Source organism: Ruegeria sp. YTSB088 (genome assembly GCF_059609825.1).
In genome coordinates this window covers 181,987-196,911 of sequence record NZ_JBXWMM010000004.1, presented here as the reverse complement: position 1 = coordinate 196,911, position 14,925 = coordinate 181,987, and the positions used below count along the sequence as shown (strand labels likewise).

The 14,925-nt window shown below is 57.3% G+C and carries 15 protein-coding genes; 9 read left to right on the top strand and 6 right to left on the bottom strand.

The annotated features are described in order from the left end of the window. Window positions 1–2: 2 nt before the first annotated feature. From AC2FFA_RS08345 to AC2FFA_RS08335, 3 genes are all read right to left on the bottom strand, one after another. Window positions 3–1,523 (bottom strand): tripartite tricarboxylate transporter permease, encoded by a 1,521-nt coding sequence (locus AC2FFA_RS08345; RefSeq protein ID WP_170345164.1) that lies wholly within the window; start codon window positions 1,521–1,523, stop codon window positions 3–5. 7 nt (window positions 1,524–1,530) lie between these two features. Beyond that, a complete protein-coding gene (locus tag AC2FFA_RS08340; protein WP_496851103.1) occupies window positions 1,531–2,067 on the bottom strand; it encodes a tripartite tricarboxylate transporter TctB family protein in 537 nt (178 codons plus the stop codon). A gap of 63 nt (window positions 2,068–2,130) precedes the next feature. Beyond that, on the bottom strand, window positions 2,131–3,060 hold the full coding sequence (locus AC2FFA_RS08335) for a tripartite tricarboxylate transporter substrate binding protein (protein WP_496851101.1): 930 nt from the start codon (window positions 3,058–3,060) through the stop codon (window positions 2,131–2,133). A 108-nt stretch (window positions 3,061–3,168) separates the two neighbouring features. Between AC2FFA_RS08335 and AC2FFA_RS08330 the strand changes: the two genes are divergently transcribed. Beyond that, window positions 3,169–3,948 carry an IclR family transcriptional regulator gene (locus AC2FFA_RS08330; RefSeq protein WP_496851099.1) on the top strand — a complete coding sequence of 260 codons (780 nt, stop codon included), beginning with the start codon at window positions 3,169–3,171 and terminating at the stop codon, window positions 3,946–3,948. A 34-nt stretch (window positions 3,949–3,982) separates the two neighbouring features. Continuing rightward, a complete protein-coding gene (locus AC2FFA_RS08325; protein WP_496851097.1) occupies window positions 3,983–5,335 on the top strand; it encodes an aminotransferase class III-fold pyridoxal phosphate-dependent enzyme in 1,353 nt (450 codons plus the stop codon). Window positions 5,336–5,368: 33 nt separating this feature from the next. Here the strand turns inward: AC2FFA_RS08325 and hpaR are convergent, their stop codons facing one another. Then, window positions 5,369–5,809 carry a homoprotocatechuate degradation operon regulator HpaR gene (hpaR, locus tag AC2FFA_RS08320; RefSeq protein WP_117873900.1) on the bottom strand — a complete coding sequence of 147 codons (441 nt, stop codon included), beginning with the start codon at window positions 5,807–5,809 and terminating at the stop codon, window positions 5,369–5,371. Window positions 5,810–5,914: 105 nt separating this feature from the next. Here hpaR and AC2FFA_RS08315 point away from each other — a divergent pair, with 105 nt between their 5' ends. From AC2FFA_RS08315 to AC2FFA_RS08285, 7 genes are read left to right on the top strand one after another with little or no spacing between them, the layout of a single operon-like run. Then, a complete protein-coding gene (locus AC2FFA_RS08315; RefSeq protein WP_117873898.1) occupies window positions 5,915–6,313 on the top strand; it encodes a 5-carboxymethyl-2-hydroxymuconate Delta-isomerase in 399 nt (132 codons plus the stop codon). A gap of 3 nt (window positions 6,314–6,316) precedes the next feature. Continuing rightward, window positions 6,317–7,825 (top strand): 5-carboxymethyl-2-hydroxymuconate semialdehyde dehydrogenase, encoded by a 1,509-nt coding sequence (hpaE, locus tag AC2FFA_RS08310; protein ID WP_496851095.1) that lies wholly within the window; start codon window positions 6,317–6,319, stop codon window positions 7,823–7,825. Between the two features lie 54 nt (window positions 7,826–7,879). Beyond that, window positions 7,880–8,722 (top strand): 3,4-dihydroxyphenylacetate 2,3-dioxygenase, encoded by an 843-nt coding sequence (hpaD, locus tag AC2FFA_RS08305; protein WP_496851093.1) that lies wholly within the window; start codon window positions 7,880–7,882, stop codon window positions 8,720–8,722. 58 nt (window positions 8,723–8,780) lie between these two features. Then, window positions 8,781–10,178 carry a pyridoxal phosphate-dependent decarboxylase family protein gene (locus AC2FFA_RS08300; RefSeq protein WP_117873892.1) on the top strand — a complete coding sequence of 466 codons (1,398 nt, stop codon included), beginning with the start codon at window positions 8,781–8,783 and terminating at the stop codon, window positions 10,176–10,178. Next, a complete protein-coding gene (locus tag AC2FFA_RS08295) occupies window positions 10,175–11,029 on the top strand; it encodes a fumarylacetoacetate hydrolase family protein (protein ID WP_496851091.1) in 855 nt (284 codons plus the stop codon). Before AC2FFA_RS08300 ends, AC2FFA_RS08295 begins: the two co-directional genes overlap by 4 nt. Continuing rightward, window positions 11,026–11,826, top strand: coding sequence for a 2-oxo-hept-4-ene-1,7-dioate hydratase (gene hpaH, locus AC2FFA_RS08290; RefSeq protein WP_496672644.1), 801 nt, complete (start codon window positions 11,026–11,028; stop codon window positions 11,824–11,826). Before AC2FFA_RS08295 ends, hpaH begins: the two co-directional genes overlap by 4 nt. Before the next feature lie 11 nt (window positions 11,827–11,837). Next, window positions 11,838–12,893 carry an aldolase/citrate lyase family protein gene (locus tag AC2FFA_RS08285; protein WP_496851088.1) on the top strand — a complete coding sequence of 352 codons (1,056 nt, stop codon included), beginning with the start codon at window positions 11,838–11,840 and terminating at the stop codon, window positions 12,891–12,893. Between the two features lie 97 nt (window positions 12,894–12,990). Here AC2FFA_RS08285 and AC2FFA_RS08280 read toward each other — a convergent pair whose 3' ends face one another. Continuing rightward, a complete protein-coding gene (locus tag AC2FFA_RS08280; protein ID WP_299897484.1) occupies window positions 12,991–13,587 on the bottom strand; it encodes a TetR/AcrR family transcriptional regulator in 597 nt (198 codons plus the stop codon). Between the two features lie 3 nt (window positions 13,588–13,590). After that, window positions 13,591–14,901 carry a phenylacetate--CoA ligase PaaK gene (paaK, locus tag AC2FFA_RS08275; protein WP_496851086.1) on the bottom strand — a complete coding sequence of 437 codons (1,311 nt, stop codon included), beginning with the start codon at window positions 14,899–14,901 and terminating at the stop codon, window positions 13,591–13,593. Window positions 14,902–14,925: the final 24 nt, after the last annotated feature.

Here is a 14,925-nt window from a genome sequence, read left to right as displayed (position 1 = left end):
GGTTATCCTTGCTGAGTTGAGTCTTCGTCGAGAACCGGTTGCGGTGTGATGCGCTCCTTGTGTTCCTTGATCAGCGAGCGAACGTGGAGCAGAATGATCCCAAGGATCATGATGAATAGTATTGCGGCAATCGGCCGGTCGATGAAATCAAGTGGTGTCTTCACCCGCGCCATGGCGCTGCGCAGTTTGACTTCCATGATCCCGCCCAGAACCATGCCCAGAATGATCGGAACAATGGGCAGGTTCAGGCGCTTCAGGATCAGCCCGAACACGCCGAACCCGGCGGCAATGGCGCAGTCCGTGACTGAGTTGCGCAGGCTAAATACACCGACAAATGAAAGCGTCAGGATCATGATCCCCAGAAAGCGCGTCGGGATCTGAATGATCTTCAGCAACAGATTGGTCGAGAACAACAAAAAGACCAGAACGATCACATTGAGCAGGATCAGCGACATGTACAGTGCCATGACAAAATCCATCTGATCGGCAAAAAGCTGTGGTCCGGGAATGACGTTGTGAACATAGAAGACCGAAAGCATCATCGCGGTCAGCGCTTCGCCAGGAATACCCAGCGCCAGCAGCGGAATCATTGCGGCCCCAGGAACGGCATTGTTGGCCGCCTCGGACGCCACCAGACCTTCTGGTGACCCATCGCCGAATTTGTCGGGGTCTTCAGAGGTTTTCTGTGCGTATGTGTATGAGAGGAACTGTGATGTGAATTCGCCTGTGCCCGGTACCATGCCCATGAGCACACCCAGCGATGACGACACCGTTGCGATGCGTTTCAGGCCCAGTAGTTCTTTGAGGCCCGCGAAGATGCTGCCGCGCACATGGGCCTCGCCCGGCGCGTGTTCTTTGTCGACCAGCAGCAGCAGCGCCTGACTGATGGCGAACAGCCCAAGAACCACCACGATCAGATCGACACCTGACGAAAGCCAGGTTTGGTCAAAGGTAAAACGTTTGGTGTATTTGACGGGTTCCAGACCGACGGTGCTGAGGAAAATGCCGAAGAACGCCAGCATCGCGGCCGAAAAGGTCTGCCCGCGATGGGCCAGGATCACCAGAAGGATACCCATTAACGCAGCCAGGAATATTTCGCGGCTTCCGAAATGTGGGGCAACCCAGGCCAACACAGGCGATAGGATGATCAGACAGAGGATCGAGAAGATGCCGCCGAAAAACGACGCCGAATAGGCCAGCGACAGGGCTCGGTGTCCCTCGCCGCGCTTGGTCATGGGATAGCCGTCATAGGTGGTCAGTGCGTTGACGGCCGTGCCAGGCGTGTTGATCAGAATGGCAGGAATTGCACCGCCATACATGGACGACCCGTAAATGCCCAACAGAAGGGTCAGGCCGACGATGGGCTCAAACGCGAAGGTGGCGGGCAGCAGAATGGCAATTGCGACAGCAGCGCCGACGCCGGGCAACGCGCCGATGATGACCCCGCCCACCGATCCGATGATCAGCGCCACGACGACCTGCCACTGCGCCAGAATTGCAAAGCCGGAAATCAGATTGTCCATCTTGGCCTCACAGGTAGGTCAGCGCAAAGGCGCGCAGCCCGTCGGGCAGGTATTCGTATATCCGACCGGCAGGAATGTTCACCTGAAGCAACGCGCGGAAAACGACTGCCACAACCGCGCCGAAGGCAAGTGCAACGCAAAAAGCCCTAGGTAGTCGAAACCCCAATCGTATCGTCAGCAGGGCTGCAAAAAGCATGGTCGATGGCAGGTATCCAAGCCACGGAACCGCCACGACATAGATCAGGAAGTAGGCAACGTATTCGAGGGACATAAACCAGAACGTCACCTCTCGCAAACGTCCGGGAATGCGCGGGGACAGGAAAGAGCTCAGCAAGTGGAGGCCGCTGAACAAAACCATGCCCCAGATCGCGATCTTGGGCCAAAGGGCGGGCTGGGCAAACCACTTGGTTCGTTTGACAGCCTGAGTCTCAGTGCCGATCTGGCTGAGAAGGAACAAGGAGAAACCGAAGAAAAGGAAGGCAAAGACAATATCGCCAGGACGTCGATAACGTCGGAACATGTCTTGCAGCGTCTTTGCTATCATTTTGGCCTCCTGTTTGAAAGAAAAAGGCCCGGCGTTGTTCGACCTTGCCGGGCCATCTTCGGACTATTCGCCCAGAATCTCTTCGATCTTGGCAAAAGAGGCTTTGTCCTGCTCGATCTGAGCATTGGATGCGTCCGGGTCCTGCCAGTAGATCAGTGCGCCTGTTTCCTCAGCCAGCTTCTTGGCTTTGTCCGAGGACAACGCTTTCTGGGCGGCAGCCGAGATCTTTTCACGAGCGTCATCAGGCGTGTCTTTGTGCACAAACAGCCCGTTCCAAAGAGCCAATGGCAGGTCCGGATTGAGTTCCACGATCGTTGGCGTATCCGGAACCAGTGAAATCCGCTCGCCACCGATGCTGGCAAGGACGTTCACCTGATCAAGGCAGGGAAGGATAAGCTGTAGCGTCGTATTGATTACATCCACGTCGCCTGAGGCCAGCGTGTTGCAATCCAGGGCGTCAAATGCCGCTTCGCTGGCAAAGTCGAACCCGCTGCCGACGGCTGCTGCAAAGGTGACCTGAGTGGGCGGTAGAACCGATCCGAAATGGCCAAGCGCAACATCATTTTCCTTGCCATGTTCAGCGAGTTCTTCCCAGCTTGAAAACGGTGCGTCTTTGCTCGCTGCGATGACGAAGGGATAAGTCAGGAAGATGCCAATTGGATCGAAAGGATTCGGGTTGAGTTCGGGAATTCCGATCTCGGGGCCAATGACGGGTACACCGATGACGAAAGAGCCGATGGTGTAACCATCCGCCGGAGCGGTTGCTACCTCGACAGCGCCGGGGAATGGGCCACCGCCTCCTCCGGGTTTGTTCACGACAGCAGCAGGCACGCCGTACATGGCCTGGAATTCGTCGGCGACCATCCGGGTAAGGACATCTTCCAGATCGCCCGGAGGCCAAGGTACGACAAAGCTTACCGGCTTCTCAGGGTACTCTGCCAGTGCGACAGTGGCCGAAGCAGCAAAAGCGGCGGCTGTTAGAAATTTCTTCATTGACACCTCCCGTTAGTGGTTCAATATTTGAACCTCGTTAACAATAATAATGTTGCTTTGTTAAGTTAGTTCTGTCAAGTATTACCTGAGCAAGAGGACGATACGCACATGGGCACAGCCCTTAACGCCCTAAAAATGCTGGATTACTTTTCCAATGCCCGCCCAGAGATCGGGCTGAGTCACCTGGCGCGGTTGTCCGGGCTGAACAAGGCAACGGCATTGCGCCACCTGCGCGCGCTTGAGGAGTTCGGGTTGATCGAACAGAATCCGATGACAAAAACTTATGCCATCGGGCCGGCGGCATTGCGTTTGGCCGCACTGCGAGAGATCGCCAGACCCGGCATTGAGGGCGCGCGCCAAAAAATGCAGGCCGCAATGCAGATGGTCGGTGAATCCCTGCATCTGTCCTTGCTGGAGAAAACGGGATTACAGACAGCGCTGGTGGTGGAAACAACGCGGCACAGTGTCCGGGTCAGTCTTGATCCCAGCGAGATGCTTCCGCTCAATGCGACGGCTTCCGGTCTGTGCATGCTCAGTTTCGGACCGGCTCACCTTTTGGAGCAGTTGGATCAGGACGTGCAGGCACGGTTTACACAAGCCACGCTTACTGATCCGAAGCTCATCAAAGAGCGGGTCGCAAAGATCAGAGTTTCAGGCTGGGCCGACAGCCGCGGCAGTTACGAAGAAGGTGTTTTTGGATATGCCGCGCCGATCTTCGGCATCGATCAGATTGCACTGGGAACCATCGCAATAGCTGTCCCTGAAACCCGGGCAACCAGCGACCGCCTTCCGGCAATACTGTCAACGTTGCATTCACTTTCGGCTGATCTGACCGCTGGTTTTGGCGGCCAGTTGCCCGACTCCTTTCCAACCGAATTCCACCCGTGACCCGGGGCGGATTCAACACTCGGAGACCCGCGACATGAAAGACTCCAACTTTCTGAAGGAAAACAACGCCCGATACTTCTGGCACCCGATGGCGCATCCCGCCGACAGCCGGAAGAACCCGCCGACCATTCTCAGCGGTGGTGAAGGGGTCAGCATCATTGATGTCGATGGCCACAGGGCGCTGGACGCCGTAGGGGGGCTGTGGAACGTCAATCTGGGCTATTCCTGTGAACCGGTGAAGCGGGCCATAGCGGATCAACTGAATGCGTTGCCCTACTACTCCACCTTTCGGGGCACCAGCAACGACAAGGCGATTGAGCTGTCTTATGAACTGGCCCAGTTCTTTGAGCCTGACGGGCTGACCCGCGCTTTCTTTACGTCGGGTGGGTCGGATTCTGTCGAAATAGCTCTGAAACTTGCACGCCAGTATCACAAAGTCCGGGGTGAAGCCGGACGTACCAAGTTCATCAGCCTTAAGCAGGGCTATCACGGCACTCATTTTGCTGCCGCCTCTGTCAACGGCAACCAGAAGTTCCGCGCGGTGTATGAGCCGATGATGCCGGGCTGCTACCACGTGCCGGCCCCCTGGACTTATCGCAATCCGTTTGACGAAACCGATCCCGAGCGTCTGGCGCAGCTTTGTGTCAAGGCGCTTGAGGCCGAGATCGCATTTCAGGGTGCAAGCACTGTTGCGGCCTTCATCATGGAGCCGGTTCTCGGGGCAGGAGGCGTAATACCGCCGCACAAGAGTTTCATGCCCATGGTGCGCGAGGTCTGTTCCAGGCACGGCATCCTGCTGATCTCGGACGAGATTATCACCGCTTTTGGTCGCACCGGCAGTGAAAGCGGTGCGCGGCACTGGGGCGTCCAGCCGGATATCATGACGACGGCAAAGGCGATCACCAATGGGTATTTCCCTTTTGGCGCGGCCATGATTTCGGGCGCGGTCGCAGAGGTTTTTGAAAGTGACACCACGGGTCTGGCATCCGTCGATCAGGGGTATACCTATTCCGGCCATCCGGTCGGGGCGGCCGCAGCTTTGGCCGCCCTGTCCGAGATCAACCGCCTACGGATCTGGGAAAACGCTGCCGCGCGCGGGGATGAGTTGTTTGCCGGCTTGCAAAAGCTGGCCGACAAGCATGACGCGATCGGGGACGTGCGGGGCGGTGAGGGCCTGATGTGTGCATTGGAACTGGTCTCGGATCGGGCGACCAAGGCACCTATCGCAAAACACCTGCCGCTACAGGTTCAGAAAGCTGCATATGAAGACGGCGTGATGGTCCGCGTATCAGGCAACAACATCATTCTGTCGCCGCCGCTGATCGTCACTTCGGAAGAGGTGACTAAAATTCTATCGGCTTTGGACGCTGGATTGGGGACCCTGTAAGTATTCAAACGACCCCGTCCTGTTGGGGCGGGGTCAGGCTTTGATGGCCTGCAATTCCTCGAGCAGGTCCAGCAGTTGATCCAGCTTCTCGGTGCCCATCTGCGCTTCGATATTACTGGAGATGGCGAGTGATGTGGCCAGGTTCTCCTTGAGGATAGAGCGGCCTGAATCCGTGATCTTGACCATGGTGCGGCGCTTGTCGTCGCTATCCTGACGGCGGGTGATCTGGCCATCGGCCTCCATCGTGCGCAAAATGCGGGTCACGCTGGGTAGCAGCAGGCATGCCTCGTGCGCGATGGTGCTTTGTTCCACTTCGCCCAGCTCGTCCAGAACACGCAGGATGCGCCATTTCTGCTCGGTCAGTTGGATGCCTTGCAGCATGTCCCGGATCGGAGCCATGACGGTTTCGCGGGCTCGCAGCAGCGCGATCGGAAGGGACCGGGCGGTGCTTTTGGAATGGCTTTGAGTGTTCATGCGGCCTTCTAGAATGTCATCTCGGAAATTGCAAAGATTAACAAAGCAATCTCTTGACAGGGAATGCATTAAATACTAAACATGTTAACTAATAGAGGAGAAACCATGCCCCACTTCCACGTCGAATACTCCGGTAATCTGGAAGACAGGATCGACATGGATGGCCTATGCGAATGCATTCGGGCAACGGCTGCTGAGATTGAGACCTTTCCGATGCCGGGCATTCGTGTGCGCGCGACGCGGGTCGATCATTACGCCATAGCGGACGGCAACCCGGCGCATGGGCTTATTGATATCTCGATCCGCCTGCGGGCAGGCCGGCCCGCTGATGTCAAACACGACGCCACCCAGCGCATTTTTGAGGCGGTCAAAGCATATCTGGCGCCGGTTTTTTCACAGCATTCCATCGCGCTCTCGCTTGAGATGCGTGACATCGACCCCAAGCTGTCGCCCAAGGCTGGTACGATCCGCGACCACTTGGACGCGACCACGCAGGAGACCTGACGCATGAGTGCATTGGACACAAACATCGAAAAGCTGAACGGCTTTCTGGACCGGTTCCGGGAAACTGGCATCCGCAACCGTATAGCGGGTGAAGATCGGGACGGATCTGCCGGAGTGTTTCAGTCTGTCTCGCCCGTCGATAAATCCGTGATCTGTGATGTTGCCCATGGCACGGGTGATGATATTGACGCGGCAGCCAAGGCCGCTCATGCAGCCTTTTCAGAGTGGCGAGACATTCCCGCCACCGAACGCCGTCGCATTTTGTTGAATGTGGCTGATGGCATTGAAGCCCGCGCCGAGGAAATAGCACTGTGCGAGTGCTGGGACACAGGGCAGACTCTGCGCTTCATGTCAAAGGCAGCGTTGCGGGGCGCAGAGAACTTCCGGTATTTCGCGGATCAGGTGATTCAGGCACGGGACGGGCAGCACCTGAAGTCTCCGACACTGATGAATGTTACGACCCGTGTGCCAATTGGCCCGGTTGGCGTGATCACCCCGTGGAACACGCCGTTCATGCTGTCGACCTGGAAGATCGCGCCTGCGTTGGCTGCGGGTTGCACGGTGGTTCACAAACCCGCCGAGGATTCCCCTCTGACGGCTCGCCTGCTGGTGGAAATCGCCGAACAGGCAGGGCTGCCCAAAGGTGTGCTGAACACGGTCAACGGATTTGGCCCCGACGCTGGCAAGGTTTTGTGCGAGCATGAACTGATCAAGGCCATTGCTTTTGTGGGCGAAAGTCGTACCGGCAGTCTGATCGTCAAGCAAGGCGCAGACACCCATAAGCGCAACCATTTGGAATTGGGCGGAAAAAACCCCGTTGTCGTGTTTGACGATGCAGATCTGGACCGCGCGTTGGATGCCGTGATCTTTATGATCTATTCGATCAATGGCGAACGCTGCACCTCGTCTTCGCGACTTCTGGTGCAGGACACGATCAAGGAAGAATTCGAAGCCAGACTGATTGAACGCGTCAACAGCATCAAGGTGGGCCACCCCTTGGACCCGGAGACCGAGATTGGGCCGTTGGTGACTGAAGAACACTACAACAAGGTTACGAGCTATTTCGACGTCGCCAAGGAAGATGGCGCAACTGTCGCCGCTGGCGGCGTCACGGTGGGGGATGCGGGCTATTTTGTCCGGCCGACCCTGTTCACCAATGCCACCAACCAAATGCGCATCGCACGGGAAGAGATATTTGGCCCTGTCCTGACCTCGATCCCGTTCTCGACCGAGGACGAGGCGCTGGAGATCGCCAACGACACACCTTATGGCCTGACCGGCTATGTCTGGACCAATGATCTGACCCGCGCGCTTCGGTTTACAGACAGGCTGGAGGCTGGAATGATCTGGGTGAATTCGGAGAACGTACGTCACTTGCCAACGCCGTTCGGAGGGGTCAAGGCGTCCGGCATCGGCCGGGATGGCGGCGACTGGAGCTTTGAATTCTATATGGAACAGAAACACATTGGCTTTGCCACCGGTCAGCACAAGATCATGCAGTTGGGTAAGTAGATCTCATAGGCCGACCCCGGCTGGGGCAAGCCCATTTCACGAGGAGGAATTGCCATGGGAAAGATAGTACAGGCCGCAAAGATTACGCATGTACCCAGCATCTGGATGTCCCACACGATGCCAAAATACAAAGGCATCCGGCAATCTGCCATTGATGGGTATGAACGCCTGCGTCAGGACGCGATAGATCGCGGGGTCGAGACGTTTATTGTGTTCGACACCCATTGGATCACCAATCAAGGGTTTCACCTGAATACGAAAGAACGTCACAAGGGTCGATTCATCAGTCACGAACTGCCGCATATGTTGGCGGATATGGAGTTCGATTATCGCGGCGATCATGAACTTGGGGAAACCATCCTAGACGTTCTGCGCGAACGGGGAGAGCGGGCGCTGGGCCATTCGCACCCCGACATGGGCATGGAATACGGCACCCTGCTGCCGATGCATTTCATCAACGACGATGTGAATGCCCGGGTATTGCCGGTGGCAGTCAATCAATTCTCGTCGATTGCAGAAAACCGGGCCTGGGGCGAGGCCATTGCCGAAGGCATCCGACGTTCGGACCGCAATGTTTCCATTCTGGCGTCCGGCTCGCTCAGCCACGACTTCACTCCGAATGAACGCTCGGTCGACGGGTTGAATGCAGTGAATGGCGAGTTCAACCGCCAGATGGACATGCGCGTTCTGGAGTTGTGGCAGCAGGGCAAGTTTGAAGAGTTCCTTGAAATGCTGCCGGACTATGCAACGAAATGCACTGGCGAATGCGCCATGAATGACACCGCTTTGCTGTTTGGTGCGTTGGGTTGGGGAAGCTACAAGGGTGAAATTGACATTTACACCCCGTATTTCGGCAGCTCTGGCACCGGTCAGGCAAATGTCAGCTTTTCGGTGTGACGCAAGCAACGGAACACGAGGATTCGGCGGTGATCCCGTCACAAAGGAAAGTCAGTAGATGAACTGGGACACGTTTTCGTATTGGGGTCAGCACATCTCGAAATGGGCGGCGGATTATCACAAGACACTTGCTGAACGTCCCGTGCGGGCGCAGACCGCGCCGGGGGAAATCGCGGCCCAGCTTGTGCCAGTACCACCCGAGACAGGCGAGCCGATGGACGCCATCCTGGCCGATTTCGAACGGATCGTGATGCCGGGCATCACCCATTGGCAGCATCCACGCTTCTTTGCGTATTTCCCGGCCAATGCCGCGCCCCCGTCCATGTTGGCCGAGATGCTGGTGACGACTATCGCAGCGCAATGCATGTTGTGGCAGACATCGCCTGCCGCGACCGAGGTTGAAGGCGTCATGGTCGAATGGTTGCGGCAGGCCCTTGGATTGCCTGAGGGCATGACCGGCGTCATTCAGGACAGCGCCTCTTCGGCTACGTTATCAGCAGTGCTGACCATGCGGGAACGGGCCACCGGCTTTACCGGCAACCGAGAAGGTCTGAACGCGAAGGGTGCATTGCGGATTTATTGTTCGGATCAGGTGCATTCGTCGATTGACCGGGCCTGCTGGGTCGCTGGGATTGGTCAGGACAATCTGGTCAAATTGCCCACACAGGGGCCGAACTTCGGGATTGTTCCCTCGGCGCTTGAGGCCGCCGTTCAGAATGACATTGCCGCCGGGCATATTCCGGCCGGGATCGTTGCCATTACCGGCGGCACAGGAGTGGGGGCTTGCGACGACCTTATGGCCGTAGCTGACATTGCGAAAAAATACGACCTCTACACCCATCTCGACGCCGCTTGGGCGGGATCGGCCATGATCTGCCCGGAATTTCGCAAGGCTTTGTGGCAGGGGGCCGGTCGCTATGACAGCATTGTCTTCAACCCGCATAAATGGATGGGCGCGCAATTCGATTGTGCCATCCAGTTCCTGCGAGACGCCGCGCCCCAGCTCAATACGCTGAAAATTGAACCGGAATACCTCAAGACAACCGGTGCAGAGGTGACAAATTACTCTGAGTGGACCATCCCTTTGGGCCGCAGGTTCCGGGCGTTGAAAATCTGGTTCCTGTTGCGGTCATACGGGTTGGAAGGATTGCGCGAACGCATCCGCAACCACGTGACATGGGCCAGCGAACTGGCGGAAAAGATCGGTTCGATCGAGGGGTTCGAGATAACAACCGGCCCGATCCTCAGCTTGTTTTCCTTCCGCTGTCCCGGGGACGACGCCCAGCAACAGCGTCTGGTGGACGCGCTGAATGACGATGGCCGGATTTACCTGACCCAAGGCTTGTTCGATGGCCGCAAAATCATCCGCTTTCAGGTCGGGCAGTTCGATACCACCCGCGATGACGTGCTGATGGCGGCGGACGTGATCCGGGACGTGTGGGAGACTATTGAATGAAGTTTGCTACTTTCTTTTCGGGTGATGAGCGTTTTTTTGGGGCAATCAACGACGGTGGTGCAATTGCTTTGAATCCGGTCTTCCCCGAATACGCCAGCCTCTACGAGGTGATCGCTGCCGGTGCATTTGATCAACTGGCAGAAGCCGCCGACGGCAAACCTGTCACCCATTCCGAGTTTACATATGACATGGTGATGCCGGATGCGCGACGTATCCTTTGCGTCGGGGTGAACTTTCCCGACCGGAATGCGGAATACAAGGATGGCAGCGTGCAGCCAAAACACATGTCGCTGTTCCCGCGTTTCGCCAGTGGGTTTACCGGCCATAACCGGCCTTTGATCCGCCCGCCGGAAAACCACACGCTGGATTACGAAGGCGAAGTGGCCATCGTGATTGGCAAGGCTGGCCGCCGCATTTCGCAGCAGGACGCGTATGACCACATCGCCGCGCTGACGCTGTGCAATGAAGGAACCATTCGCGACTGGGTTCGGCACGCCAAGTTCAATGTCACCCAAGGCAAGAACTGGGACCGCTCTGGGGCCATCGGCCCGTGGCTGGTTCCTTTCACGGATGCGGCCCAGCTGGATAAGGCGCGTCTTCAAACCCGCGTGAATGGTGAGTTGCGGCAGGATGATACACTGAACCGCATGATGTTCCCGATCCGGCGCGAGATTGAGTATATTTCGACTTTCATGACGCTTCTGCCCGGCGATATCATTGTGACCGGTACACCTACCGGGGCGGGCGCGCGGTTCGACCCGCCGAAATATCTGGCACCCGGTGATGTGGTCGAGGTCTGGGTCGAAGGCATCGGTACGCTGCGAAACACGGTTGAGGATGAAAAGGTATGACACCCGAAGACCATGTGCGCGCGGCCGCTGACCTTTTGCAGGCAGAACGCACGCATGAACAGATTGGCCTGCTAAGTCTGCGCCACCCCGAGATGGACATGGATGACGCTTACGATGTGCAGAACGCCATCTATCGCCAGAAACTGTCCGAAGGGCGCAAAGTGATTGGGTGGAAGATCGGCCTGACTTCGAAAGCCATGCAATACGCGCTGAACATCGACATTCCTGATAGTGGGATTCTGTTTGACGACATGGTGTTTGAACGGGGTGCCACCGTTCCGGCCGGGCGATTCATTCAGCCCCGGATCGAGGCTGAAATTGCCTTGGTGATGAAATCGGCCATTGGCGGAGAAAACGTGTCCCGCGAAGAAATCATCGCTGCGACGGATTACGTCGCGCCGTCCATCGAAATTCTGGATACACGGATTCAACGTGTGGATCCTGAAACCGGCAAGGCCCGCACGGTGTTTGACACTATCAGTGATAATGCCGCCAATGCAGGTATCGTTCTGGGTGCAGAACGTCATCCGGTCGATGCTTTTGATCTGCGATGGGTTGGTGCGCTGACCTTCCGCAATGGCGAAATCGAAGAAACCGGTCTGGGCGCGGGGGTGCTGAACGATCCGGTCGAAAGCGTCGTCTGGCTGGCGCGCCGCATGGCGCAATACGGTCAAAGCATCGCGCCGGGCCAAGTTATTCTGTCAGGCAGCTTTATCCGCCCGGTCGAATGCCCCTCGGGAACAGAAATCCACGCGGATTTCGGGCCGTTCGGCTCAGTCGATATCAATTTCGCCTGAAAGGTTCGCCAATGCCCGCGCCAAGCAATACGTTCAAGGCCGCGCTGACGTTGGGAACCCCTTTGATCGGGTGCTGGGTCGGCTTGGCCAATGCCTACACCGCCGAGATCGCCGCGACCGCGCAATTTGACTGGCTGCTGGTCGACGGAGAGCATGCGCCAAACGATCTGCGCTCGATCCTCGAGCAAGTGAGGGTGATTGAAGGATCTGGCAGTACCCCCGTCGCACGCCTGCCGATTGGCGAGACCTGGATGATCAAGCAATACCTTGATGCCGGCGTGCAGAACATTTTGGTGCCGATGGTGGAAAGCGGCGATCAGGCGCGCGAACTGGTGCGGGCCGTGCAGTATCCACCTCGTGGCGTTCGGGGTGTGGGTTCCGCCTTGGCGCGGGCCTCGCGTTTTGCGGCTATCCCGGATTATCTGAAAACGGCGGACGAGCAGATCTGTCTTTTGGTGCAGGTCGAAAACAGGCTTGGGCTGGAGGCGCTGGGCGACATTCTGGCGACCGAAGTCGATGGGGTGTTCGTCGGCCCGTCGGATTTGGCCGCTGATATGGGCCATATCGGCAATGCCGGGCACCCGGACGTGATCGAGGCCGTGCTGGATGCGATCCAGCGCATCGTTGCGGCAGGCAAGGCAGCAGGGATATTGTCGCTGGATCCGGTCATGCAGCGAAAATGTCTGGATCTGGGGGCAACATTCGTGGCCACTGATATCGATGTGACCTTGTTTGCCAAGGCGATCCGGGCCGCTGCCGCTGATGGGCTCAGCCTGCTGCCCGATCAGGTGGCTTCGGGAATTGCGCAGACAGGCGCGGCGTCGATATACCTGCAACAGCTTTGCAAACACTGGTCGCACAAGGCCCAGGTAACATTCGATGAAACGCGGGGCAGTGTAAGCTTTCCAGACGGGAACCGCGTCACCCTTTCAGCAAGCGCTACCAGCCTGGCCGTAACCGCCGCCACCCGGGCGCGCGGTGATCTGGCCGGATGGCAACGGGTAATTGAGGCTCATCTGGTGCGTTTTGCCTTTCGGGAAGAGTTCTGCATTGACTGGTCAGGATGAGGAACCGCGTTACGGCCCTGAAACTGGCACTGTGGCAACGGGACAAAGGTAGGCATACCTGCGATAGATTTCGAACAGCTTTGTCCGAAGGCCACAGCTAAAGCTTGTGGATACCATGGACGGTCAGAGTGCTGACCAGATCAGCATAGTCTTCGCGGGCCCTGGACCCTGCTCCGGTGTTCCACATGTAATACCAGTTCAGCATCCCAAAAACTGACATCGTGGCGCCGCGCAGCTTGTCCCTGTTGTCGTTGAAGGCTTCCGGAGACAGTTCCTTCAGGATGTCGCGCACAAAATTCACCAATTCCAGCTGATACCCGCGCAGAAGCTTCTGTTGTTCCTCGGTCAATGCGCTCATGCCGCTGATCTGCACCCGGTGTTCGTCATCTGCGCCTTGGTAGGCAAACAGGATTTCGCGTATCGCTTTCCGCAGCTTCTGCTCAGGTGTGAGACCATTCAGGTCCACATTGCAGATGCGGTCGCGAAGCTCGCGCAGGTAGGTTTCGAGGATGTCATACAGGATGGCATCCTTGCTGTCATAGTAGTGGTAGATGTTTGCCTTGGAAATCCCGCACTCTTTTGCCAACAGGGTCATGGAGGCGCGATCAAACCCTTGGTCGGCGAACACTTTGGCTGCCGTTTTAAGGATTTGTTCCCGCTTCTGGTCGTGGTCTTTAGCGATTGTACGGGCCACGGCTTATTCCTTATCGCGATTGTCGACGACGCGCTTCGCCTTGCCCTGAGAGCGTTCGACGTCGCCGGGGTCACCTACAACAATTTCCGTTGAGACGCCAACGACGTCCTTGATCCGCTTCGTCAGCATCCGTGCTGCGGCTGTCTTGGACAGTTCGTCGGTGGAATCTGGGGACGATTCAACAAAAACCCGCATGGCGTCCATGCGGCCGGATTTGTACAGCTCGATCTGATAATAAGGGGCAAGGCCCCCTGTTGCCATGACCTGTTCTTCAATCTGGCTGGGAAAGACGTTGACACCGCGCAGGATCATCATGTCGTCGCTGCGACCGGTGATCTTGGCCATACGGCGCATGGACCGTGCTGTACCCTGCAGCAGGCAGGTCAGGTCGCGGGTTCGATAGCGTATCATCGGCAACCCCTCCTTGGTCAGGGTCGTGAACACCAACTCGCCGGTTTCGCCATCGGGCAAGACCTCTCCGGTTGCGGGATCAATGATTTCAGGCAGGAAGTGATCTTCCCAGATCACCGGCCCGTCCTTGGTTTCAACGCATTCATTGGCCACCCCGGGCCCCATGATTTCGGACAGGCCATAGATATCGACCGCGTGCATATCAAACGCAGCCTCGACTTCGGCACGCATGGCGTCAGTCCAGGGTTCAGCACCGAACACACCAACCTTCAGCGAGCTTTCACGCGGGTCGAGTCCCACCTTGTGGAACTGCTCAAGGATATTGAGCATATAGGAGGGCGTAACCATGATCCCGTCGGGCCGGAAGTCGTTGATCAGGTTGACTTGCTTTTCGGTTTGCCCGCCGGACATGGGGACGACGGTCGCGCCAAGACGCTCGATCCCGTAATGTGCGCCAAGACCGCCGGTGAACAACCCATAACCATAGGCGTTGTGCACCATGTCACCTTTACGCAACCCCGATGCGCGCAGGGACCTTGCGCCCAGATCCGCCCAATTGTCGATGTCGTTTTTTGTGTAGCCCACCACCGTCGGTTTGCCTGTCGTACCGGACGAGGCGTGCAGACGAATGATCTGGCTGCGTGGAACGGCGAACAGGCCGAACGGATAGTTGTCACGCAGATCATTCTTATACGTGAACGGAAACTTAGCCAGATCCGAGAGCTGCTGAAGATCGTCAGGATGCACACCGGATTCGTCGAACCGTTGCTTGTACATCGACACGTTTTCATAGGCGTGGCGTACGGACCATTTGAGGCGTTCAAGCTGCGTCGCACGGATTTCGTCGACCGAGGCGATCTCGATCGGGTCCAGATCCGCTTTGTTTGGGGAAAGGTCTTCCATCGCGTCACTCCTCCAGTCGCGAAG

Excerpts from the sequence above, each read along its gene's own strand:
- AC2FFA_RS08345 (WP_170345164.1), bottom strand. The coding sequence starts at position 1,523 with ATGGACAATCTGATTTCCGGCTTTGCAATTCTGGCGCAGTGGCAGGTC.
- hpaH (WP_496672644.1), top strand. The coding sequence starts at position 11,026 with ATGACACCCGAAGACCATGTGCGCGCGGCCGCTGACCTTTTGCAGGCA.
- AC2FFA_RS08335 (WP_496851101.1), bottom strand. The coding sequence starts at position 3,060 with ATGAAGAAATTTCTAACAGCCGCCGCTTTTGCTGCTTCGGCCACTGTC.
- paaK (WP_496851086.1), bottom strand. The coding sequence starts at position 14,901 with ATGGAAGACCTTTCCCCAAACAAAGCGGATCTGGACCCGATCGAGATC.
- hpaD (WP_496851093.1), top strand. The coding sequence starts at position 7,880 with ATGGGAAAGATAGTACAGGCCGCAAAGATTACGCATGTACCCAGCATC.
- AC2FFA_RS08300 (WP_117873892.1), top strand. The coding sequence starts at position 8,781 with ATGAACTGGGACACGTTTTCGTATTGGGGTCAGCACATCTCGAAATGG.
- AC2FFA_RS08340 (WP_496851103.1), bottom strand. The coding sequence starts at position 2,067 with ATGATAGCAAAGACGCTGCAAGACATGTTCCGACGTTATCGACGTCCT.
- AC2FFA_RS08315 (WP_117873898.1), top strand. The coding sequence starts at position 5,915 with ATGCCCCACTTCCACGTCGAATACTCCGGTAATCTGGAAGACAGGATC.
- AC2FFA_RS08295 (WP_496851091.1), top strand. The coding sequence starts at position 10,175 with ATGAAGTTTGCTACTTTCTTTTCGGGTGATGAGCGTTTTTTTGGGGCA.
- AC2FFA_RS08285 (WP_496851088.1), top strand. The coding sequence starts at position 11,838 with ATGCCCGCGCCAAGCAATACGTTCAAGGCCGCGCTGACGTTGGGAACC.
- hpaE (WP_496851095.1), top strand. The coding sequence starts at position 6,317 with ATGAGTGCATTGGACACAAACATCGAAAAGCTGAACGGCTTTCTGGAC.
- AC2FFA_RS08325 (WP_496851097.1), top strand. The coding sequence starts at position 3,983 with ATGAAAGACTCCAACTTTCTGAAGGAAAACAACGCCCGATACTTCTGG.
- AC2FFA_RS08330 (WP_496851099.1), top strand. The coding sequence starts at position 3,169 with ATGGGCACAGCCCTTAACGCCCTAAAAATGCTGGATTACTTTTCCAAT.
- hpaR (WP_117873900.1), bottom strand. The coding sequence starts at position 5,809 with ATGAACACTCAAAGCCATTCCAAAAGCACCGCCCGGTCCCTTCCGATC.